Source organism: Hyunsoonleella ulvae, from assembly GCF_016827605.1.
In the GTDB taxonomy this organism is placed as follows: domain Bacteria; phylum Bacteroidota; class Bacteroidia; order Flavobacteriales; family Flavobacteriaceae; genus Jejuia; species Jejuia ulvae.
This window is the reverse complement of the sequence record NZ_JAEPJQ010000002.1, coordinates 533,355-556,317: the sequence shown is the minus strand read 5'-3', so window position 1 is coordinate 556,317 and position 22,963 is coordinate 533,355. Positions and strand designations below refer to the sequence as shown.

General features: G+C 34.1%; 15 protein-coding genes. 8 read left to right on the top strand and 7 right to left on the bottom strand.

Translation table 11 applies throughout. The annotated features are described in order from the left end of the window. Positions 1–118: 118 nt before the first annotated feature. Both JS605_RS07945 and JS605_RS07940 read right to left on the bottom strand, forming a co-directional pair. Positions 119–1,099 carry a hypothetical protein gene (locus JS605_RS07945; protein WP_203257162.1) on the bottom strand — a complete coding sequence of 327 codons (981 nt, stop codon included), beginning with the start codon at positions 1,097–1,099 and terminating at the stop codon, positions 119–121. Between the two features lie 347 nt (positions 1,100–1,446). Next, positions 1,447–2,331 (bottom strand): hypothetical protein, encoded by an 885-nt coding sequence (locus JS605_RS07940; protein ID WP_203257161.1) that lies wholly within the window; start codon positions 2,329–2,331, stop codon positions 1,447–1,449. Between the two features lie 360 nt (positions 2,332–2,691). Here JS605_RS07940 and JS605_RS07935 point away from each other — a divergent pair, with 360 nt between their 5' ends. From JS605_RS07935 to JS605_RS07925, 3 genes are read left to right on the top strand one after another with little or no spacing between them, the layout of a single operon-like run. Then, a complete protein-coding gene (locus JS605_RS07935) occupies positions 2,692–5,547 on the top strand; it encodes an alpha-L-rhamnosidase (RefSeq protein ID WP_203257160.1) in 2,856 nt (951 codons plus the stop codon). Positions 5,548–5,581: 34 nt separating this feature from the next. Further along, positions 5,582–7,366 (top strand): glycoside hydrolase family 43 protein, encoded by a 1,785-nt coding sequence (locus JS605_RS07930; RefSeq protein ID WP_203257159.1) that lies wholly within the window; start codon positions 5,582–5,584, stop codon positions 7,364–7,366. Positions 7,367–7,389: 23 nt separating this feature from the next. Further along, positions 7,390–8,982 carry a sulfatase gene (locus JS605_RS07925; protein WP_203257158.1) on the top strand — a complete coding sequence of 531 codons (1,593 nt, stop codon included), beginning with the start codon at positions 7,390–7,392 and terminating at the stop codon, positions 8,980–8,982. Positions 8,983–9,080: 98 nt separating this feature from the next. Here the strand turns inward: JS605_RS07925 and JS605_RS07920 are convergent, their stop codons facing one another. The 4 genes from JS605_RS07920 to JS605_RS07905 form a co-directional block, all read right to left on the bottom strand. Then, a complete protein-coding gene (locus tag JS605_RS07920; protein WP_203257157.1) occupies positions 9,081–10,601 on the bottom strand; it encodes a RagB/SusD family nutrient uptake outer membrane protein in 1,521 nt (506 codons plus the stop codon). A gap of 11 nt (positions 10,602–10,612) precedes the next feature. Continuing rightward, the gene (locus JS605_RS07915; protein ID WP_203257156.1) at positions 10,613–13,990 is read right to left on the bottom strand and encodes a SusC/RagA family TonB-linked outer membrane protein; all 3,378 of its coding nucleotides are present in this window, start codon (positions 13,988–13,990) and stop codon (positions 10,613–10,615) included. A 161-nt stretch (positions 13,991–14,151) separates the two neighbouring features. After that, positions 14,152–15,288 (bottom strand): FecR family protein, encoded by a 1,137-nt coding sequence (locus JS605_RS07910; protein ID WP_203257155.1) that lies wholly within the window; start codon positions 15,286–15,288, stop codon positions 14,152–14,154. 185 nt (positions 15,289–15,473) lie between these two features. Then, entirely contained in the window at positions 15,474–16,043 is a 570-nt protein-coding gene (locus JS605_RS07905) for an RNA polymerase sigma factor (protein ID WP_203257154.1), read from the bottom strand. 405 nt (positions 16,044–16,448) lie between these two features. Between JS605_RS07905 and JS605_RS07900 the strand changes: the two genes are divergently transcribed. The 3 genes from JS605_RS07900 to JS605_RS07890 all read left to right on the top strand — a co-directional run bounded on the left by JS605_RS07900 (position 16,449) and on the right by JS605_RS07890 (position 20,426). Beyond that, the gene (locus JS605_RS07900; protein ID WP_203257153.1) at positions 16,449–17,213 is read left to right on the top strand and encodes a 3-keto-disaccharide hydrolase; all 765 of its coding nucleotides are present in this window, start codon (positions 16,449–16,451) and stop codon (positions 17,211–17,213) included. Positions 17,214–17,304: 91 nt separating this feature from the next. Then, the gene (locus tag JS605_RS07895) at positions 17,305–18,990 is read left to right on the top strand and encodes a GH39 family glycosyl hydrolase (RefSeq protein WP_239000299.1); all 1,686 of its coding nucleotides are present in this window, start codon (positions 17,305–17,307) and stop codon (positions 18,988–18,990) included. 44 nt (positions 18,991–19,034) lie between these two features. Next, positions 19,035–20,426 (top strand): cellulase family glycosylhydrolase, encoded by a 1,392-nt coding sequence (locus JS605_RS07890; protein WP_203257152.1) that lies wholly within the window; start codon positions 19,035–19,037, stop codon positions 20,424–20,426. A gap of 137 nt (positions 20,427–20,563) precedes the next feature. On the opposite strand, the gene JS605_RS07885 is transcribed toward JS605_RS07890, so the two are convergent. Next, on the bottom strand, positions 20,564–20,980 hold the full coding sequence (locus JS605_RS07885; RefSeq protein WP_203257151.1) for an Lrp/AsnC family transcriptional regulator: 417 nt from the start codon (positions 20,978–20,980) through the stop codon (positions 20,564–20,566). A gap of 252 nt (positions 20,981–21,232) precedes the next feature. Between JS605_RS07885 and JS605_RS07880 the strand changes: the two genes are divergently transcribed. Both JS605_RS07880 and JS605_RS07875 read left to right on the top strand, forming a co-directional pair. Continuing rightward, positions 21,233–22,447, top strand: a complete 1,215-nt coding sequence (locus JS605_RS07880) for a pyridoxal phosphate-dependent aminotransferase (RefSeq protein ID WP_203257150.1) — start codon at positions 21,233–21,235, stop codon at positions 22,445–22,447. Further along, positions 22,444–22,872: a RidA family protein gene (locus JS605_RS07875; protein ID WP_203257149.1), complete on the top strand. Its 429-nt coding sequence runs from the start codon at positions 22,444–22,446 to the stop codon at positions 22,870–22,872. The genes JS605_RS07880 and JS605_RS07875 overlap by 4 nt, the downstream gene beginning before the upstream one ends. The last annotated feature ends 91 nt before the right edge of the window (positions 22,873–22,963 follow it).

The window sequence follows — 22,963 nt, the reverse complement described above, 5'->3', positions numbered from 1 at the left end:
TAATTAATTCAAAGTAGACATTTATTGTTATAGCTTGTAAAGAAAAAAAACTGCCAAATATGGCAGTTTTTTATTGAATTTGGTTTTGGTAAATCTTCTTACTTTGAACTGGTTTTCATTAGCCTTTAAAGTTGTGTTTAACGTCAGACCACCAAATATCTGCTTCACCTGCATGACATCTATATGCACCAAATCTTATTTTGGCATCTCTACCTGTTTGATATTTGTTTGTTCCATTAATTTCTACTAGTGTATTTGGAACATTCCAAGAAAATTTAGAACCACTAATAGTAACCTCTACATATTGTCTAGTACTAGTGTTCCAACCATTAACCATTTTTACCTTAACTCTCCTGTCTCCAGGTACATTTTTTAAAAACACTAATTTTCTACCATCAACACCTGAGCCACCACGTTTTGTAATTTGTTCTCTGTAAATATCAAAACTGCCATTAGCCCCAGCTTTTGCAACAAGTAGTGCTATTGCTGGGTCATCAGATCCAATCGTTTTATTGTAATGTGTTCCCTTTGCTTGCATTATGTAGGTGCCTTGTTTATCACGCATATCAATTTTCGAAAAGTTATTACCAGATGGTTTATTTCCTACTCTTCTAATTCTTACATAACCTTCAACGCTTACAAAATTTCCATTTTTTCTGTCTACTTTTTTAGTGGTGCGTTCTATTCTTGGTTGTAAATTATCGTATTCGTTAGAGCCTGCTTTTAATTTGTACTTTCCGTATTCATACGCACCTCTTTTTTCTTGTTCATAATTAAACGCACAAGTTCTATCGTCTAGGTCTCTCATCACGTCTACTCCTGTGCCGTTGATAGCTGTTTTAGATACATAGTCATCACTATCACTTAAACCACTAAGTTCTCCTACTGTATATATGCGATACCCCTTTGGGTTGTCGCAACCAGATATTTTATTTCCTTTGGTTCGTGCACTTAGTGTTTCATCATTTTTTATTAATGGCTCTTGTTCAGATACCTCTTGCTCGGTTTCCAGGAGTTCTTCATCATTTGAACAGGAAAAATTAGCAACTAATAATAAACCTAGGCATAGGTAGATTGCTCTAAAAGAATAGTTTTTCATTTTAAATTTAATTTTAGTTAATTGAATTATATAGTTTAGTTTCTCAATTTATTTATATATAAGTTTTATACTATCCTGTACAATCCTTTAATAAATAACTAGGAAAAAATGATATAGGGATAAAGTGCCAACCGGAATCGTAGGTTCAGTAAAATTGTTAACTAATATAAAATAGATAGTTCTATTAAAGTTTTCTAAAAATATATTTATTAAATAATTAGTAACCCCTATTTCTAGTATAACTATATTCTTTGTATGAAAGGCACAATGCTTTCTTTTATGTAATTAAGACTTAAAAAAAAGGAGACTGCGTTAAGAACAGCCTCCTTTTTCTGTTAAGAAGAAATCTAGTCTCTACAGTGCTTAATGTCTTTAAACTGAATATGCGCAGTTCTATCTCCAGTATCGCTTGTACCATAAGCCCCATATCTTGTATAAACTCTTTGAGTGGTATGGTTATGCGTAATGGTTTTTTCTGTACCTCCAACTTTTATTTTTGAAAATGCGGTGTTATATATGTTATATCCTGTTTCATATCTAAAAGTGTATTCTTGCCCGAAATTAATGGTTTTGAAGTAAGTTACGGTTCTACTTCCTAGATCTGGTGTGTAAGGATTTGTGGTTACATGAGTTTCTAATTTAATTTTATCAACACCATCTACTCTAACTTTTTTGGCATATAGTAAAAATTGCGCACTACTATTCTTGTTGCCAGCTTCAACGCCTTTTTGAATTACACCACCTGCATGAGATTGAATAATACATGTCTTGCCATCGCTTAAATCGTGTATTTTAAACTTGCCTGTAAGTACTGTTTTTTTATTGGCGCTTCGGCTAAGGTTGTCGAAAAATCGTTCTACTCTAGTTTTTGTGTTGTCGTACCTTATAGTACCTCCTTTAATTTTGTATTTACCCCAACCTCCAGAAACATTTTCATAGCCTCCATAACTATTATCAGTTCTGCAGTCTAGGGTTCCTATGTTATTAGGGTTAAATACATCATAACAGGTTTGAGTAGTATTAGGGCCAAGGCTAGGGAATGATGTGTCACAAATTAAAGGAGTTGAATTTGAACTTACTGTTGCAGATAATTCTATTACATCTGGTAATTCTTCTAAAGTAGATTCATTAATTGACGAGTCAATTTCATCATTTTTCGAGCATGAAATTGAAATGCTTAATAATAAAATTAAGCTTGTTTTTTTTAGAATTCTTAAATTGTTTTTGTTCATTTTAAAGTAGTTTTAAGTTTATATTGGGGCTTTAAGATTTGATTTAAAAATCTTACAACTGTTAAAATTATGCAATAAACAAAGCTTTCTATCCTGTTCTATCCTGTCTTTAACAATTTTGTGTGTTTTTTTCTATAAAATAATGATTATATTGTGGTTTTCCCGAAATGAATATGTGGTTTGCCTCAGCTATTTTTTCGTTTGATCGAAATTTGAATATGCCAAAATAGCGCTATGGATATTAAGAATATTTACAAGTTGTAAGATAGCATGAGAGTACAGGATGAAAAGTGTTAATGATATTGATATTTTTCATTTTTAATAAAAATATCTAATCAACATTAAGACAATATTCTTTTAATGAAAAACAAACAATCATTACTATCCTTAGCACTAATAGCTATTTTCTGTGTGTCATGTAAGCAGGTTTCCACTTCAAGAACACCAATGTCTTTTGAAAACTTATTAGTAAATTCAAAAGAAAATCCATCAACTATTGAAAACGAAAACCCTTTGTTTTCATGGGTATTAACCACCAAAGGAGAGCACAAATCGCAATCCGCATATCATCTTTTAGTAGCATCTTCTAAAGATAAATTAAACGAAGATGATTCAGATATATGGGATTCTGGAAAAGTTAATAGTGAAACATCAGCTTTTATAAAATATCAAGGCGAAGCTTTAAAGGCGCTGCAAACCTATTTTTGGAAAGTTAAGATTTGGGATGAAAATGGGGATAGTTCAAATTGGTCAGATCCTCAAGAGTTTAAAATGGGATTAATGACCCTAGAAAATTGGGGCAATTCAAAATGGATTACACTAAACAACGATACCAGAACTTCAGAATATCGTTTTAGAGATTATAAAACAGGGCGAATGGATAAGCCAATGCCTGTAGCTGGTTTCCCTGCAAGTTATTTTAGGAAAGAGTTTAATATTGAAAAGCACATTGATAATGCTCAAGTTTACATTTGCGGTTTGGGCCTTTACGAACTATTTTTAAATGGAGAAAAGGTGGGTGACCATGTGTTGGACCCTGCACCTTCAAACTATGATAAGCAAGCCTATTATGTGAATTATGATATTACTGAAGATTTAAAATCTGGTAAAAATGCCTTCGGTATTAACTTAGGAAATGGGTTTTACGGACAAAATATTTCTTGGAAAAACGACCCCGAGTCTGATAGAGATTTGGCTTTTGGACCACCAACAGTACGCTGTTTAGTAAAACTAACATATACCGATGGTTCTAAGGAAGATTTTTATACAGACAAAAGTTGGAAAGAAGCTACAGGATCTATAGTGTTTAATAACATTTATGGTGGCGATACCTATGATGCTAGATATGAATTAGGAGATTGGGCAACCGTAGGCTACAACGATGAGCAATGGGGTTTAGCCAAAGAGGCAAGTCCAAAGACAAGAAAAATAAGTGCACAACAAATTCCCGCAATAAAAAAATTGAAAGAGTTTGAGCCACAACGTGTTTTTAAAGGAGCCGATGGCGAATGGATTGTAGATTTTGGTCAAAATATTGCAGGTTGGGTAAAATTAAATGTGAAAGAAAAAGAAGGGCAACTTATTGAAGTTATAACTACCGAGGCATTACTAACAGACGGTAGTGATATTTTTCTGGGTTCTACTGGTGGCGGTGCCAACGGTATGTCACAAATTTATGAGTATATATGTAAAGGAGATGAGGTAGAATCTTGGGAGCCCAAATTTAGTTATCATGGATTTAGATACGCCAAAGTAAAAGGTGTTTCTACAAAACCAGATAACAAAATGATTAAGGCGGTTTTGGTAGCAACCGATATTCAAGAAACAGGAAGTTTTACATCCTCAGATGATTTACTTAACAAAATGCATAGCATTAGTAAATGGACTATCGTAGACAATGTACATGGTATTCCAGAAGATTGTCCACATCGCGAAAAATGTGGTTGGTTAGGAGATGCACATGCATTTTGTGAGTATGCTTTGTACAACTACGATATGTACGATTTCTACAAGAAATACATGGAGGATATACGTACGCAAATGCGACCAACGAAAGGGCATAACAATCCAGAGTTTAAGTTTAAAGTGCCTACAATGATTGCTCCAGGAAAACGCACATCTACCTATGCAAAAATAGATTGGGGAATAGCTACCATGTATTTACCATGGTATAATTACAAGTTTTATGGCGATGATGCCATTGTATTAGAATATTATGATGCTATGAAAGGCTTAACAGATTTCTATTTAAACTTTAAAGGCGAAAACGGTATCATGCACGATGGTATGGGCGATTGGTGTCCACCACGTTGGGATAGACGTAAAAACCCAAGTGCCATGGAGTGCGATCCTATAATTTCAGCAAATGCCTATTTTTATGATGTGTTGGGTATTATGCAGCGATTTGCAAGAATGAATAATGATACAGATTATGAGTTGAAAATGAAGCAAGAAAAAGAAGCATTAAAAACAGCATTCAACAAAGAATTTTTGGTTGACATTCCAGAAACAAATCACAAATGGTATCAAAGTCAAACCGCAACAGTACAAGCCTTACAGTTTGGTATGGTGCCAGATAACGAAATTGAAAGTGTAGTAAACGGGTTGGTACATGATATTGTTACCGTTAAAGGCGGACATCACTCTACAGGAATTCATGGTAACCGCTACATATACACAGTATTAACCAAATATGGTAAAGCAGATTTAGCACATCAAATTTTAACAACACCAGAATTTCCAAGTCAAGCGTACGTAATGAGTAAAGGTTTTACAACATGGCCAGAGCGTCAGTTTGAATGGGAGAAAATGACGGGACCAACCAACTCGTTAAACCACCCTATGCATAGTGGTTTTGCAGCTTATTTTTATGAATCTCTGGGAGGAATAAAATCTTCTGAATCTGACCCTGGGTATAAAATGTTTATTGTAAACCCTGAGTTTCCAAGAGCCATTACAAAAACAGCAGTATCTGTCCCAACACCTTATGGTACTATTATTAATAAATGGCATACAGATAATAAAATGCTAAACATGAATCTTACAGTGCCATTTAATACAAAAGCTAAAGTTGTGGTAACCACATCAGAATTAGAAAGCCTTGAAATTAATGGAACTCCTATTTCAGAATTTAAAGAAAACAACACCGTTGAAATTACTAATGACGCCGTAATTTTGAGTTCTGGAGAATATAACATCAAATATTCAAAACACTAAATTTTATAAAAACTATAATATCTTATTGTAAAAAATGAAATTCCCTTACAATACCATTTTTAAATTATTAATTGTTACGTTGCTAATATCATGTACAAGTTGTAATTCAAATTCTAAAAACAAAAGCGGAACTACTGAAACGGCAATAGTAAAAGCGCAAACAGGAAGCTTCGGCGATCAAGGCGATGGTACGTACATCAACCCAATTCTAAACGCTGATTATCCAGACTCAGATATTGAGCAAGTAGGGGATACTTATTATATGATAACTTCCAAGCAGCACATGTCTCCAGGAATGCCAATTTTAGAATCTAAAGACATGGTAAATTGGACTAACGTTGGGCATGTTTTTGAAAGTTTATCTTGGGCACCAGAATACAATTGGGATAGAATGAATGGCTATTCCTTCGGTACATGGGCAGGAGATTTGGCTTACCATGAAGGCACTTGGTATTGCTATCAAATAGATTACCAGCACGGGTTAATGGTAGCTACAGCTAAAGATATTAAAGGGCCTTGGAGTAAACCAATATTTATGTTGCCAAAAGCAAAAGTGTTGGACGACCCAGCGGTGTATTGGGATAAAGACACTCACAAAGCATATGTGATAGTAAATACCGCAGGCAAGCAAAAAAGTCCAGATAATAAAATTGAGGGTAATGAAAACCGAATTTATGAAATGAGTTGGGATGGTACTAAAATTCTCGATGAAGGTAAATTGGTGTACACGGGTATGGGTGCCGAAGCGGCCAAAATTTATAAAATTGATGGTACCTGGTATATCTTTTTAGCCCAATGGACTATGGGAGACAAGTCCACCAAACCAGGAGTTAAAAATCCAAAAAACGACAGAAAACAAATCGTATTACGCTCCAAAGAAAGCATTTACGGACCTTACGAAGTAAAAACAGTTTTAGAAAAAGGAACCGTATTTAACAATAGAAGTGCCAGTCAAGGCGCATTAATGCAAGCACCCGATAAATCATGGTGGTACATGCATCAATTAATTCAAAACGATACTATTCCATTCCAAGGACGTCCACAATGTTTAGAGCCTGTTAATTGGGTTGATGGATGGCCAATTATTGGTATAGACGAAGATAATGATGGCATTGGAGAGCCTGTAAAACAACATAAAAAACCAATAGATGGTTATCCTATCTCATCACCAAGTTCTGATGATGATTTTTCATCGGCTAAATTAGGATTTCAATGGGAATGGAACCACAATCCAAGAAATACGCATTGGTCGATAACAGAACGTCCAGGTTGGTTGCGACTAAAAGCAAGCAAGATATTACCCAATGAAAAGGGCTACGGACCAAATATAAACGAGTGGACTAACAATGATGGCTCCGATTCTAATTTTTGGCGTGCTTGCAATACTTTAAGCCAACGTATTATGGGGGTTACCACAGGAACTGCTGAGGCAAAATTCGATATTTCAGGCATGCAACCACATCAATTAGCAGGTTTTGTACGTTATGGAGGCGTGTTCAATTTGCTAGGCGTAGAGGTGGACGAAAACGGAAAAAAGCACTTGTTTTACATGGACGGCATGGCACAAAAAACTAAAGGACCAGAAATAACAGAAAACAATCTATACGTAAAAACATCAAATAACAGTAACCAAGCCACCTATGAGTACAGTCTAGATGGCGAAAATTACACACGTTTTGGGCCAACATTTACCATTGCTTTCGGAAAATGGACGGGAGATCGCTTGGGTTTCTTTTCATGGAACGAAAAAGAAGATGCAGGGTATATTGATGTGGATTGGTTTACCTATGATTATGATGGACCTAAGGCAGCAAAATAGTTTATTTAATATAGAATATAATAATGAACGTATATTTTAAATTACTGAGCCTTATAGTTGTTCTTTCTCTTTTTGGATGTAAAGAAAAACAAAAAGTTGTTGCTAAGGATGCTAAAAAGCCTAACATTTTATTTATCCTAGTTGATGATTTAGGGTATCACGATTTAGGTGTAACGGGTAGTTCTTTTTATGAAACCCCAAATGTAGATAAACTAGCCACCGAGGGTGTTATCTTTACCAATGGCTATGCGGCTAGTAGAGTGTGTAGTCCGTCTCGAGCCAGTATCATGACAGGTAAGTTTACTGCACGTCATGGAATTACTGATTGGATAGGTGCAAAAGCAGGAGAAGCATGGCGTACAAGAAATCGGCATGATAAATTACTACCTGCAAATTATGTGATGGAGTTACCACAAGAAGATGTAACCATTGCAGAAGCCTTTAAAAATAACGGATATAAAACCTTTTTTGCAGGAAAATGGCATTTAGGCGATAAAGGGTCGTATCCAGAAGACCATGGTTTTGATATTAATAAAGGTGGTTTCCATCGTGGCGGCCCATCAGGTGGTTTTTTTGCGCCATTTAATAACCCCAAACTAGAAAATAGGCAAAAAGGGGAAAATCTTACCATGCGTTTGGCAAACGAAACAGCTGATTTTATTGCCAAACATAAAGATTCTACGTTTTTTGCGTTTTTATCCTTTTATGCCGTACATGCACCTATACAAACTACACAAGAAAAATGGAGTAAGTATAGAAAAAAAGCCGATAGTATGGGTATTGCCAAATCGGGCTATGAGATGGAGCGTGTTTTGCCTATACGAAGAATTCAAGACAACCCTATTTACGGTGGTTTGGTAGAAACCATGGACGATGCCGTAGGTATAGTTTTAAAAGCTCTAAAAGATAATGGAATAGATGATAATACTATTGTGGTATTTACATCAGATAACGGTGGTGTAGCTTCTGGCGACAACTATGCAACTAGTAACTTGCCATTAAGAGGAGGAAAAGGTTACCAGTGGGAAGGTGGTATAAAAGAACCGTTTTTTATAAAAGTGCCGTGGTTAGAAGGTGTTAAAACTTCTAAAGTTCCTGTGGTAAGTACTGATTTATACCCTACACTTCTAGATTTAGCAAATCTGCCTCTGAAAACCGAACAGCATTTAGATGGCGTAAGTTTAAAACCAATACTAGAAGGAGAACAAGCAGATATTACCAGACCATTATTTTGGCATTATCCGCATTATGGGAATCAAGGAGGAGAACCCTCATCTATTATTCAGAAAGAGGGTTGGAAACTTATTCATTATTGGGAAGATGGACGGGAGGAATTATTTAAATTGCCTTCAATTGAAAACAATAATGAGAATGTAATTGCTCAGCATTCAGAGGTTGCCAAAAATTTAAGTGATGAACTCCTAACTTGGTTAAATCAAGTAAACGCGAAGTATCCAATTACAGATACAGAATTCAATCAAGATAAGCGCAAAAAGCGTTTACAAAATTTGGTAGATAAAAAATTACCAAATCTAGAAAAGCAAAGACTGGAAGTGTTATCTCCAGATTTTAAACCCAATAAGGATTGGTGGGGTAGCCAATATTATAGAGATTAATATGTCTTTATATTCGCAAATAATGAAAAGGAGATGAAATATTTATCATCTCCTTTTCAAAAAAACTAAAACAAAAATTAACTACAAAATATTGTTATTTAATATCCTGGATTCTGTGGCTGTAAGTTTGGACTAACTTCCAACTCTCTTATAGGGATTGGGTAAAGTAGTTCTTCTATGGTTATAATATAAGACTCAGGTTCAATGTCTACAATATCTGAAGATGGCATTGTTGGATTAGCAAGCTCTTCTATGCCATGGGCAGTCATAACTTCAATAGCTTTACCTGTTCTAACTAAATCAAACCAACGGTGGTTTTCGAAAGCAAGTTCAACCCTACGTTCTTGTGCAATTGCATCTCTAAAAGCAGCTTGATCTGGTAAATCTGTAGGGGTTAATGCAGGTAAACCAGCACGTGTTCTTACCATGTTGAGTAAACTAAATGGAGTACCGGTTTGATAACCTTGTTCATTGATAGCTTCTGCTTGCATAAGTAATGCATCTGCATATCTATAAATCGGCCAATTATCTGGTGTTCTTGCAAACTCTGGGTCGGTATCATTATCATATTTTTTAATATACCAAACTGGGCTTGGGTTTCTGTCAAAAAATGCTATGGAAATATCCTTTCTTAAATCATTAGGCTCATAAGCATCAACGATACTATTCGTTGGAATATTTCTTCCGCCTCCACTTTCTGGACCTAAAACAACAACCCCTCTAGAATTTAATGGAGCAAACGTATAAACAAATCTACTCGCCTCACCTTCAGGACCTTCTTTAAATTGTGCCTCGAAAATAGATTCAGCATGATTTTTATTAGCAGGGTTAAAAACGGCTGCGTAGTCATTAAGCAAACTATATTGATTAGATCCAATAATTTTGTTTAGCTCAATCTGTGCTTTAGGATAATCTTGCCTAGTTAAATATACTTTGGCTAGTAACATTATAGCAGCTCCTTGAGTAACTCTTCCTATATCGCTTCCTGTGTAAGATGTAGGTAATACAGACAATGCAAAGTTCGTATCGGAAATGATTGACTCGTAAACAGTGTTAGCAGGAGTTCTGGTAATAGCAAAGGCCTGTTCGGGAGATGTTATAGGTTCTAAAACCAGAGGAGTGTCACCCCAATAACGCACAGCAACAAAATGGAAATAGGCTCTAAAAAATTTAAGTTCCGCTTCGGTACGTCTGGCGAAATCTTCATCAATGTCAGCATTCCCTAAAAAAGATAAAGTAAAGTTTATGTCCTTAATGGCATCATATATTATAACCCAAGCATTATTAACAGGGCTTGCTCCAGAATCCATTGTAAATCGATCTATGAAATTTAGCTGAGGCCCACCAGCCAATTGGCCTCCATCAAGTAATTGATCGGGCATAGTGTTGTCAGATCGAGTTTCTTCTAGTATATAAGCGCTTGCTACATACTTTTGAAGGGCAGAGTATACTGCTGTAGTTGCTTGTTCAAAATCAGCTTCAGTTTTATAAAAATTACCATTTGTTTGAAAAGTTTCGGGAGGAATATTCAAAAACTCTTCATCGCATCCAGTAATTAAGAATACTACAGTAAGAAATAAGAGGCTTCTTAATTTTGATATTGAATTATATATTTTCATTGTGTCTTTTTTTAAAATTTAATGTTTGCACCAAATGTAAACGTCCTATTGGTTGGGTATCCAAATTCATCAATACCTAGTCGTTGTACATTATTACCAAAACGGCTTACTTGCGGATTCCAGCCACTATAGTTAGTGAATTTAGCTGCGTTTTGGACGCTAAGGGACAGTCTCATTTCAGATAAAAATTTAACTTTATCTAAAAGTGATTGAGGTAATTTATAGCTAAAGGTTATATTTCTTATCCATAAGTGATCACCTTTTTCTAGCCAGTGCGTACCAGCCTGATGTGTGTTACGAAAATGAATTCCAGGAATTAAACCATCTCCAGGTTCATCTGGAGAAATAAATCTGTTTAAGAATTTAGAGCTTACATTCCATCTCCCTTTGGCATTATATAATACTTCATTTGCTTGTGGTAAAATATCATAGCCAAACATCCCTGTTGCTAGAATGGATAAAGAAAAATTCTTATAGTTAAAGACGTTATTAAACCCTAATATTACTTTGGGGTGGGGGTTGCCTATATCTGTCCTATCTAAACCATCTACAGTACCGTCACCATTTACATCTCTAAAAATATATGCCCCAAAGTCTCTTGAGCCTGGAGCAGCTCCTAATGAGGGGTCATCCAATTGTTCTTGTGTAGTAAATATACCATCAACTACCCAGCCTCTTAACGTACCAACGGGTAAACCCACTCGGGTAACATTAAATCTCGAGTTGATTTCTGAAATTTCATCAGGTAGTGCTGTAACCTCATTTTTTAGGAATGATAAGTTTAAATTACCGTTCCATGAAAAATTACCATCACCACTGTATAGATTTGCTCCTAGTTCTATATCTAAACCTGAGTTTTCCATTTCGCCAACATTTGTTCTAACTGTGCCGAAACCAGAAACATTAGGAATAGACAAATTAAAAAGCATATCTTCTGTGGTTTTCTTGAAATAACTTACATTTAAACTTACCGCATTATCAAATAGCGCCATTTCCATTCCAATATCAAGTTGTGTGCTTGTTTCCCATTGTAATGTACTGGAAGGTAAAGAGGTTAAAGATTTGCCTACAGCAACATTATCGTTAAAAACATAATTAAAGTTATTACTCAAATTACCTGCATTAGGAATTGAGATAATATTGCCAAAACGATCAAAATCTCCAATTGCCGAATTTCCTGTAATACCATAACTACCTCTAAACTTTAGTTCATTTATAATACCATCTTTAGGAAAAAAATCTTCTTCTGATACGCGCCAACCAACAGAAGCTGAAGGGAAATTACCGTACTTATTGTTAGTTCCAAATCTAGAAGACCCCTCTCTTCTAAAGTTTACCTCCAGTAGATATTTAGATTTATAATCATAACCTATACGTGCAAAAAATGCAACTAACGACCAGTTACTACCATCTCTTACGGAGGCAGTTACTTCTGCAGCTTCAAGATAATTTAAGACATTATCACTTGGAAAACCTGTGCCTATAACACTAGTGTTTACACCAGACTGCTTTTGTGCGGTATACCCTAATAACCCGCTAACTGAGTGGTCTCCAAATTTGTTATCATAACTCAAGAGGTTATCAATGCCCCAGTTTGTTATATCATTTTTAAAATTAGTCGCAGAATTTACAAAGGGAGGGGCCCCAGGAGATAGATTAGCGGCATTACCAATTAAAAACAAAGGCGATATAGTGGTAGGTCTCAAGGAATTCTGTTCTATGGTTAAAACACGACCATATAATTGAGGTTTATAGTGTAGTCCTGGTAATATGGTAATGTCTAGGTTTACACTAGCATTTATATCTCTTTGAATGGTATTGTTTTTACGCTCTAAAGCCTCAAATACGGGGTTAGTTCGCGCAAAGTATCCTGGTGAATCTGCTGCTATAAATGGGATGAGATCTCCGTTTTCATCATAAGGAGATTTTAAAGGGCTTGAGGTTATTACTTTCATTATAATACCTCTAGCGCCATCTTCTGGCAAGGAATTGTTCTCGGAAAAAGCAACGGCTAAGTTAGAACCAACTTTTAACCAATCGTTTACATTAGCATCTAAATTTGTTCGTAAAGAATATCGTTTAAAATCACTATTAATAAGTACTCCTTCCTGACTTAAGTAACCTCCTGATACTGCACCTCTAAATTTGCTGTTGCCACCTCTGAAAGAGATATTGTGGTCTTGGAATAACGCCTCTCTAAAAATAAGATCTTGCCAATCAACAGTTTCTAGATTAGGGTTATTTATAGCATCCAGATAAATTTGAGGAACTGCGTTATTTCTGTTATTTCGGGCATTAAGTTCAGCTACCCTTTCTATATTATACTGGGCATATTGACGTGCATTTAAAACTTTTGGTCTCCAGCTATTTGGAACACTTTGTATACCAGTAGAACCTGAATAAGTAAACTGAGTTTGAGCTTCTATTGCTTTTATTGTTTGGATTAAAATTACACCATTAGAACCTCTAGCGCCATATATAGATGTAGAGGCAGCATCTTTTAGGACAGTAATTTTTTCTATATCCCTCGGGTTAAGGCTTTGAGGAATACCATTTCCTATAGGAAAACCATCAATCACTACCAATGGCTGAGTTCCTGCATTTATAGAGCTAATACCTCTAACGCGTATGGAAGGAGCTTCTCCAGGTGTTCCAGAATTTTCATTAATAATAACACCAGAGACTCTACCTTGCATAGCTTGACCTGCAGTAGTGTTGGGCATATCTTGTGCTCCTTTTAAATCCACTTCAGAAATCGCTGATGTGATTTTCTTTCTGCTTTGAGAACCGTATCCAACGATTACAATTTCATCTAAACCTGCAGCATTCTCTAAAAGCCTAACTGTAATTGGTGTATCGGTATTTGCAGTAATCTCTTTGGTTGTATAACCGATATAGGAAATAACAAGTATGGCACTATCTGATGAAACATTTATTGAAAAGTTTCCGTTAAAATCGGAAGTAACTCCATTACTTGTTCCTTTTTCAATAATATTTGCCCCAGCTAAAGGCGTGTTATCGGAATCTACAATTGTACCAGTTACAGTTTTTTGAATAGCCTTTACGCTTTTAACTTCTTTGATAGATGCTTCCAGATAAATAGTGCCATCTTTGGTAAATTTAAAATTGTAGTTGCTTAGTTTAGAAATCTTTTTAAATAATTCCGTTATTTTAATCTCTCCTTTTTTAATTTTAATAAGAGGCGTATTATCAAAACTTCCAGAGCGATACATAAAATTATATTCCGTTTGTTTTTTTACTATATCAAGAACTTCTTCAATTGACATTGAAGTGTTTTCAGGAAAGGTAATCTTTTCATCTTGAGAAAATCCATTTTCAGGGTTTAAGGAAAAAACTAAAAATGAAAAGAAAAAGATAAGAACTTTCATAGTAAAGAGAAGGGGTGCTTTTAGGCGTGAAAAATAGCACCATTTTAGTTTGGTTTTCATAAATTTGAATGTTCGTTAATAATTAGTTAATCGGTTTTTAATGAATCTCTTGGGTGGTTGTTTAAATTTTCCAGGTCTAGACACCACCCATTTTTTTGTTATTACATCATAGTTATAGTTTTATTGGTTATACTGTATTTCACTTCATTCGTGCTTTGAATAATATCTAATATTTGTTTAAGGTTTAAATTTTTCCTGAAGACGCCATTAAACTCTATAAGTTCCTTTGTTTCATCCTCAAAAACTATTGAGACATCATACCATCTAGACAATACTTTTGTGATTTCTTTAAGCGAGGTGTTTTTAAAACTAAACAACCCATCTTTCCAAGAAATTTGATTGTAAACGTTTACCCTAGTAACGCTTATTTTTTTGGAATTAAGGCTTAAAATAGACTGCTCACCTGGTATTAGGTTTTTATTTATATTATTAAGATTATCCACGAGTACCTTACCTTCAACTAATGTGGTGAAGGTTGTTTTTTCATCTTTATAGGCTTTAATATTAAACTGGGTACCAAGTACTTGAACATCCTGATTTTCCGAATGTACAACAAAGCCTACGTTGTTATGTTTCGTACTTGGAGATACTTCAAAATAGGCTTCGCCATAAGATAATTCAACTTCTCTAATTTTGTTAGGGGTAAATGCTACTGGGTATTTTAGTTGGGTTTCAGAATTCAACCATACCTTAGTGCCATCTGCGAGTACTAAAAAAAATTGACCTCCCCTGGGGACGGTAAGTGTATTTTGTTTAACTAGATTATTTGATGTTGATTTACCTGATTTATAAATAAGCCTCTCTCCATCACTGGAGGCTTCTTGATTGTTATATTTTGTGCCTTTTTCTAGAGCTACTATTGATCCGTTATCTAATGTTAAAGTGGCTTTATCTGTACCAACTTTTATAGGATTTTCTTTTGCCACCTCGTATTCATGATGAATTTGAGATGTATTCTTTGAAGAATTGAAATACCAAAAACTCCCCAAAGAAATGAATATGATAGCAGCTGCAGCGTATTTAAAATTAAAAGTTCTTTTAGGCAGACTAGTGCTCTTGGATATTTTGCTCCATCCTTTTTTTAAGTTAACAGAATCAATACCCTTATTGTAATTTCTTTGGACTCTTTTAAAATAATCACGATGTTTTGGTGATTCATTGTACCAAGTCTCAAAAATTTTGTTCTCTTCTTCAGAAAGAGTTTGTTTTATCTTTTTTATAATTAATTCAAAATTCATAGCTTAAAATCAATCATGACTAATTAGAAGACAACTGAATTCTTAAAAAGGGTTACAAAATTTAGAAAATATTTAATTTATACTAGAAATTTAGAGTATTTCACAAAATAAAGTAGTTTTATTTGCTTACTTGTTAAATAGTTTAGAAGTTGCTAAAGTTCAGGATGTAATAAAAGAGTAAAAAACTAGAGGAGTACTATGGTTAAAATGAATGTTATAGAAAAAAGAATAAACTGAGTTAATTTTACCTTAGCTCTTTTTAATTGAGTCTTAACCGTGTTTACGGAAATATTTAACTCGTTTGCAATTTCTTTGTATTTATAGTTATTTATAAACCGAAGCTTTACAATCAATTTCATTTTGTTAGGCAAGTCTTCAATAGATTCCATTATTTTCTGGTGAAGAATTTGTTTGCTGTTATCTTCTAAGACATAAGGTGTTTGGGCATTTTTATTAGCGTAGTCTAAAATAAATTTATCATCAGTGTAAGTAATTTTGAGTGCTTTTAATTTGTTTAAACAGCGGTTTCTTACCATAGCATACAAGTATGCTTTTAAGCTTGATTTTATTTCAATTGTATCAGCTTTTTCCCAAAGGTAAATGTATACGTTTTGTACTACATCTTCACTTAAACCTTTATCGAATAGATATTGGTTTGCAAACACAACTAAATCAAAATAGTATTCATTGAAAATTTCTTTAAAAGCCGAATGATTTTTATTCTGTATTTCAAAAAGAATTCTTTTTTGGTTCATTTTTTTAATTGGCTTAAATCAAAAAACTTATTTGTACACAATACATTTTAATTAAGGTAAGATTTGGAGTAGGATTCTGGTTAAGCTTTTAGGTAATGCTTAATACTATGAATCTAAGTGATAATTTGGTTTGTTTTTTTGATTTTAGCTGTATTTGTTTAGTTGATATCTCTAAATATAGACTCAAAAAAGAGTAATACTATCCTGTACAATTATGTATAGAAAACCTTAGATTTTACTGCGTATAGGATATTTTAGGCTAAACTAAGTATTGATAATAGGTTTATTTTCTTAAACATTTATCCTCTTAATTTTATGTTTCCAGTACTGTTCAGGATGAATATATTTTTTGAATAGTTTAAATTTCATATTTGGTTAAACTAAAATTCTAAATAAAAATGTAATATGGTAAGAAACAGAGTTTGTTATGTCCTATTAGTTTTGTTTTCCATTTGTGTTTTTTCATGCAAAGAAGCAACAAGCAACAAGGTTAATGTTTTTAAGTCTATATTTAATGGTGAGAACTTAGACGGTTGGGAAGGAGATCCTAAGTATTGGCGTGTTGAAAATGGTATACTAATCGGCGAGGTTACACCAGAAACAATTTTAAAACGCAATTCATTCATAATCTATAACAAAGAACAACCCGACAATTTTGAATTAAAACTAGAATATAGAGTTTCAGAGTTAGGGAACAGCGGTGTTAATTATAGAAGTGAAATGATAGAAGGCATACCATTTGCACTAAGAGGCTATCAGTGCGATATAGATGGTAGAAACAGATATACGGGGCAGAACTACGAAGAAAAAAAGCGTACCACATTGGCATACATGGGAGAAAAAGTAAACATTGCCAAAATGCCAGATAGCATTCCAAAAAATAATCTCCGTAAACATGTAAAAAAGAATTGTTGGCAAACAAGAACAGTGGTGGATACTTTAGGTTCTAAATCTCAATTAAAATCAAACATTAAGGCAAATGCCTGGAATAAAGTTTACATAAAAGTAAACGGAAATACAATGCAACATTATGTAAATGGTGTTTTGATGAGTGAAGTTACCGATTTAGATACAATAAACAGAACCATGAAAGGTTACATTGGTGTACAAGTGCATGTTGGCCCCCCAATGAAAATAGAGTATAAAAATATATTTATCAAGCATTTATAGCAATTAGATTCATTTTTTGTCATGACACTACAGGTCTGTTTTTAGTTAATAAGGCGTTATTTTTGTTGTAATTGCTAAATAAAAAGAGATCATGAAAAAAATAAAAACCCTAAGATTGTTTGTGTTAATGATCCCCATAATATCACTTACATTATTTTACACATGTTCTAAAGTTGAAGAAATAGAGGAAGTTATAGAAATTCCAGAACCTGAAGAACCCGAGGAGACCGAAGAACCTCAGCCCATAAACGAAGCGGATATAGATGCTAATAAAATAGTTACTATAAATACTGGTGCAGTGATAGGGCAATTTTATAACTTTTGGTCCACACGTCCAATGGTAAATCAAAGCAGATTTAATGGTAGTGGTTTTAGAAACTCGTTACAGCCCATAAAAGACTATGTTAAAAGTTATAACTTGGTAAGATCAATGGGAGGTAGAACGGATAACCTTAATATGTATTATAAAGGTGTTGATGCTTCAGGTAATATAATCACTGATTTTAGTGATTTAGTTTCTACCATGCGAAACTTTTTAAGTACTGGTTTTAAACCAAGACTAGTTTTAAGTAAAGTACCTTGGGAAATGGTTGCTGATAAGGTGGTTAATACCTACGGAAACACAAGTCCACCAGATAATTATAACCATTGGAGGCAATATGTAAATGCATTTTTAACCACACTTGTTAATGAATTTGGTATGCAGCAGGTTAAAACTTGGCGATTTAGAGTAAGTACAGAGCCTAATTATACGCCTAACCATTGGAATGGGACTATGGAAGAGTATTTCAAGCATTACGATATAACTGTAGATGAAGTACTTAAAGTTATTCCTGATGCCATTATTGGTCCAGGAAATATGTTAACTGAAAATAGTGTTGCCACATATACAACAGAGTTGATTGATCATTGCGCTAATGGAACTAATTATGCAACGGGAGCAACAGGCACTAAAATGGATTTCTTTAGTATTTCATATTATGAAAAAATAGATCAAAATACAGTCGCCTTACCTGAAAAAATTGAGCGTTACAGAAACAAGTTAAATAGTTATGCTCAGTTTAGTAATGTCCCTTTAGATATTCAAGAATTTGGAATACTTCGAGATGAAAACCGTAAACGCGGGTTAAGTTTAACAGATGCTACAGAACTTGGCGCGAGTTGGTATGCCACAGTTGGCGATATGGTTCATGAATATGGAATTAATGAGATTTATGACTGGGGACAAGAAATAGAAGGTAGTGATTTGCCTCAAGGACGAAAAAATGTGATGCGCATGTTCCAAAAGATGGAAGATGGCAATAGGTTAGAAGCCATAGATAATTTTAGCGGTTATGCTGGTGTAATTCCTGTAGTTAAAGGAGATGTTATATATTTATTAGTTTACAACCATAATCCATCAAGAACAAGTACTTCAAGTCGAACCATTTACCCTAAGCTTGAAGGAGGTCTTATTTCTAGCGGAAATAAATGGAAAATGAACGAATGGACTGTTGATAAAAATAATGGTATTATGATGCACGAGCTATACAAAGATTTAAGAGCAGCAGGTGTTTCTGAAGATACAAACGGGCGTATTTATGGAAATAGACCTTCAGATAGATTTGGCGATGGATGGAGAGATGTACTAAATGCAAACTTAACTAAGTATCAAGGTTTGGCTGAACTTCCAAAAACGGTATCAGATTCTTTAGTGATTAGAGGAGATGAAAGCCTTATCCTTAAAGTTGATCTAGAACCGCATAGTGTTAAACTCTATGAACTTGTTCCAGAGTAAATATCTTATAGTGTTAGATTAGAAATTTCAAAATAATAATTCAGTTGAAAAAGTTTAAACTACTCCTTGTTTTTTGTGTATTTACGTTAAGTCTATTTTCTCAAATTAAACACGGACTTCGTGATGATTTAGGTAGGCATGTGATTCCCAGAGGATTTGTAATGAATACCAACGACCACAAAGGCGAAGTGTTTTTTGATAGCGACGATTATGCACGTATGGTGCGCATGGGGGCTAATTTTCAAGTAATTCGTTTAGAACTAGGAAAACTGAGTAATTTTCCTGGTGGACAATTAGAGCCTCAATATTTAAAAAAGCTGGACACCCTTGTCATGCTAGGTAAAAACCATTATATTAAAACTGTTTTTAAAATGACGGTATATGGTGTAGATAGGTTTAAGTGGGAAGACTTCTGGTTAAATCAAAACAACGAATACAAAACTTATATTGATGCTTGGAAAGTAATTTGGGAGCGTTATGCCAATAATAATGCTGTTGTGGGATATGATGTGGTTAATGAACCAAGGAAACTCTACATGGATATTACATACAATGAATTAACTAAAAAGTATTTAATTCCTTTATATCAAAGAATAATTGATGAAAGTCAAAAAATCAATGCCGATAAAAAGATTCTGATTCAATCTATATTTATGAATAAGGGGGAAGCTATTGATAACAATCAATATGCTGAAATTATAGTTCCAATAAAACGAAAAAATGTGGTATTTGCACCGCACATTTATCAGGACAACATGGATCTTGTAAAACCTGTCATGGATCGTTTTGATAGAGAATCAGATTTGTTAAACGCTCCAATACTCATCGGTGAATGGGGTTTTCCTACCTTTGCTAGAACAGATACCTTAATCAGTGGAGGGCTAGGGCAACTAAAATACCGTGAACTTTATATAAAAACAGCCGAAGTTTTTGATAGAATGGGTGTTGGTTCAATAAAAGCATGGTTTTTAGGTAACCGAAGTATGCAGAACTTTTTACATGGAGGTCCTTCAACTTGGGCCATATTTAGTGATAGTACAGATGCGGGAACGGTGGAGCGTAAATATATAACTGATGTTATCTCAAGGCCATTTCCGCAAACCATTGCAGGAGATATTCAGTCCTTCTTTTTCAATCATGCTACTAGAACTTTAAATGTCAACTTTAAACCAAATAATCAACAGGGTGCTTCAAAAATATTCATTGGAGCAAACAGGCATTATCCAGATGGATTTTCTGTTTTAATAGGAAACGAAACGGTATTGTATTACAACCCTATAAAAAGTGTAGGCCTTGAAGTTTATAAAGCTCCAGATCGATTTGATATATCAAACTACATATGGGATGAGAAAACACAAAAACTCATTGTTTTGAAATGGTCTGAAACTCAAAAAAGCATTAATTTAAGAATAGTTCCAGGTATTCGAAATTTTTAAATACCTCAAATTTTTTTGATTAAAAGATTTTAATGCCGACTAGTTCTAAAACCCTGCATGTATACATATGCTATGAGTACTTTGATAAGTACAGCAAGTAGAAGGGAATTCAAGAATTTAATTTGATGTTTTCTACTCTAACTTTCTATTTCAGATAAGATTAAAAAGGTATTAGTATCTCCAAATTGCATTAGTTTGTCTAGCAATTTCTGAAGGGATTCTTGGTTTTGTATCACAACTTTTAAGTGAATATTTTGGTTTCCTGTAATTCTATGGGCAGTAATAACCCCAGAGAATTCTTTTACCTTTTTAATAACATATTGAAGCTTTCCTGGAAATACTTTTACTAGAATAAAAGCTTCTAAATCATAGCCTATCTTTTTGTTGTCAATCTGTATGCTATACTTCTTGATAACACCTTCTTCTTCCATTTTTTGAACACGTTCTCTAACAGATGAAGGAGATAGGTTTATTTGACGACCCAAATCTGCAAATGATAATCTTGAATTTTCTTTTAAAATACTTAATAATTTTAAATCTGTATCATCAACCATTGAATCAGCATTTTTTTTGTTAATTGAAGCGCAAATAACGGTAAAAATGTGTAAAAAAACAATTAATCAATTTATGTAGAATTTATTTTAAACTTAACTTTATTCAAAACTTTAACCTCTATTGTGAAAATAATTCAAAGTTATGTGATAAAGGTTGTGAATTATATTTTTCGTAAAAACTATGGGGTTTTCAATATATAAATTACCATTCATGTTAAAACAAAATTTTGACTTTAGTAAAAGGACTAATATATGCTAACATTAGATGAAAAGTTTAAAGCTCTTGAAGCAGATAATGCTCCGGGGCAAGAGGTAAGGCAAAGTGCAGAAAACTTTCTAAATTTAATTAAAGGCAAAACCTTAGAAGGATTACTAGTAGATTTTTCTCATGGCGATATAGATGCCTTTGCTCCAGTTCCAGAATCCGAAACGGTTTGGATGCAAGGTTTTGAAAAAGGAGGTAAGCAAGCTTATACAGAGTATAGAGGCGATTTGGATATTCGTAAAGGTTTAGCCAAACGCTTAGGAGAGTTTACTGGAAAGCCAATACATCCTGACACCGAATTAATATTAACTCCAGGTACCCAAGGTGCATTATTTTTAGCCTTAGGCGCAACTGTGAGTATAGGTACTAAGGTTGCTGTTGTAGAACCTGATTATTTTGCGAATAGAAAATTGGTAAACTTTTTTAATGGAGAGTTAGTACCAATACCTTTACATTACTTGCAGGATTCTAACAGCAATGGTCCAGACATAGAGGTTTTAGAAAAGGCCTTTAAAAATGGTGTTAACGTATTTGTTTTTTCTACACCCAATAACCCTACTGGACTGGTATATTCAAAAAAAGCAATCGATAAAATAGCAGCTTTATCAAATAAATATGGAGTTACTTTGATTGTAGATCAATTGTATTCTAGAATGCTGTTTGAAGGTGAGACGTATACACATACCAGAGCATGTGATAATGCTCCAGAACATATGATAACAATAATGGGGCCATCAAAAACCGAATCTTTAAGTGGGTTTAGGCTTGGGGTTGCCTTTGGTACACCAGCTTTAATAGATAGAATGGAACGGCTACAAGCTATTGTTTCGCTAAGGGCAGCAGGTTACAATCAATACGTGTTTAATACTTGGTTTAACGAACCAGAAGGGTGGATGGAATCTCGAATAAAAGCACATCAAAAGATTAGGGATGGATTATTGGAAATTTTTAGAACTGCAGGTTTTAAAGTTGCTACACCTCAAGCAGGTAGTTATCTATTTCCGCAACTACCAGCTTTAAGTGTTGATTTAAACACGTTTGTAAAATTGTTAAGACACCAAGCAAATGTAATAGTAACTCCAGCATCAGAGTTTGCACCACAATTAAATAGTAGTATCAGGTTAAATTTTTCACAAGATTATGATAACGCTATTGCAGCTGCAAAACGAATAGTAAAAATGGTTGATATATATAAACAATGAAAGGTTTAGATAAAAAGCCAATTCCTCAAGGAAAATATTTGGCAGCAGTAAGGCATGAAAATATTATATATACTTCGGGGATGACACCACGTAAATCTGGTAAGCTGCTGTATTCTGGAAAAATAAAAACAGATAGTGCATTAGAATCCCATAGAGATGCAGTAGAATTAGCTGCCTTAAATGCCTTAGGTGCAGCACAAAATTGTTTAGAAGTTGGAGAAAAAATTTCTGTGATATTGCAAATGAGTGTGTTTTTAAATACAGAAGAAAATTTTTCGCTACATGCTAAAGTTGCCGACTTTGCATCAGAAATCCTCATTGACTTTTTAGGGATAAAAAGTATAGGTACAAGAGCTGCTATTGGAGTAGCGTCTTTACCATCAAATGCACCAGTAGAAATTACTTTAGTTTGTAAAGTTGGTTAATGGTATTTGTAAAGAGGTAAAAAATATAATGTGTTAAAACCTATAATTCAACTCATTACAACATCGCTTACTACTTCAATTAACTGTGTTT